Origin of the sequence: Bifidobacterium samirii, from assembly GCF_003952945.1 — a bacterium.
GTDB classification, from domain to species: Bacteria; Actinomycetota; Actinomycetes; order Actinomycetales; family Bifidobacteriaceae; genus Bifidobacterium; species Bifidobacterium samirii.
The window spans coordinates 1-1,434 of the sequence record NZ_QXGK01000040.1; the positions used below are offsets into that span (position 1 = coordinate 1).

The window sequence follows — 1,434 nt, forward strand, 5'->3', positions numbered from 1 at the left end:
GGCTCTTCGCATTTTGGTGTGTAGGGGTGGTGGTTAGAGGTGAGTTTGGATGGCGTGTTTGAATCCGCCGGTGTGGAGCAGGCTTCTGGTGATGTAGTTGTCGAGGTTGCGGAAGCCGAGTGCGATGCCTCGGAGGGTTTCGAGACGTCCGTTGATGGCTTCGGTGGGCCCGTTCGCCCCGTTGGGGTGGTCGAAGAACGCGAGGACATCCGCCATGCGGCGTTTGAGGGTACGACCGAGCGTGGCGAGTTCGGGGCATCCGGGCGCCGCGCCTTTGGCGGCGAGGGACTCGATGAGTTCGGCCATCATGCCCCGTCCTTTCCGGCGGTCTTTCTGCGCGTAGCAGGTGATGATCCTCTGGTAGGCGCCGTGCGCGAGGGCGAGCGGCCGGTTGTCCGGGTCGGCGAGCAGCGCGTCGATGCGGGCCTGCTGCCTGTCGGTTCTCAGGACGGCGGTTTTTAACAGGATCCTGCGTCCTCTGTAGAGCGGGTCCGTCGTGGTGCCGCGTCGCCCCGTGGCCTCGTGCTGGAGCCGGCAGCGCACGGCGGTGAGCCTGTCACCGGCGAGCTTGACGACGTGGAACGGGTCGAGGATCTCCACGGCGTGGGGCACCTGGCGGGCGGCGGCTTTCCTGTATCCCGCGAACGCGTCCATCGCGACCGCCCTGACCTGGTCGCGGAACGGTTGCGGGCGGGCGGCCAGCCACCGGGCGAACGCCTTCTCGCTCCTGCCCTCGACCATGTCGAGCAGACGGGCCGGCTGCCCGTGTTCGCGCGGGGTGAGGTCCACGATGACGGTCACGTACCGGCTGCCCGTGCGGGTGTGCCGCCATACGTGCTCGTCCACGCCGATCGATTCCACGCCGTCCAACCGGTGCGGATCGGCGACCAACACGTCCACGCCCTTTTCCAATACGGCCCGGTTCAACGCGCCCCACGAGCAGTGCAGGTCACGGGCGCACGCGAGCACGCTCTTCGATTTGAGCACGACCTCGGCCGCGGCCCACCATACCGCCGCGTCCGTCAGACGTCTGCCCTCGTCGGCTATGCGGGTCAGATCGTCGGTCCACGAGCGTGCGCACGCCGCGCACTCGTATCGCCTGACCCGCACCATCAGATGCACCGCGTGCTGGCCGACGGGCGTGTGCGCGAACCGACGCCGCCACGAGGAACGCACACGCCCCATGGCGCCGCAATCGCGGCAGTAACGGGCCGCGTCGCCCGCCGGCTCGCAGCCGATCAGCCACACGCCGGCACGAGAGCCCGCGGTCACGTGTCTCTGCGAGACGGGGTTCAGACCCAGCCTGTCCAGGCCGAGCAGGACCCGGCCGTCGAACGCGCTAGACTCAATACCAAGCCGCGCGGTTTCATTCATTTTTTCAATCACACACCGAATCAAACCGCACGGCCCTTACACACCAAAATGCGAAGAGCC

General features: G+C 67.4%; 1 protein-coding gene. It reads right to left on the reverse strand.

Annotated features, from left to right (window positions below):
* Positions 1-33 precede the first annotated feature (33 nt).
* A complete protein-coding gene (locus D2E24_RS10210) occupies positions 34-1,374 on the reverse strand; it encodes an ISL3 family transposase (RefSeq protein WP_241222970.1) in 1,341 nt (446 codons plus the stop codon).
* Positions 1,375-1,434 lie beyond the last annotated feature (60 nt).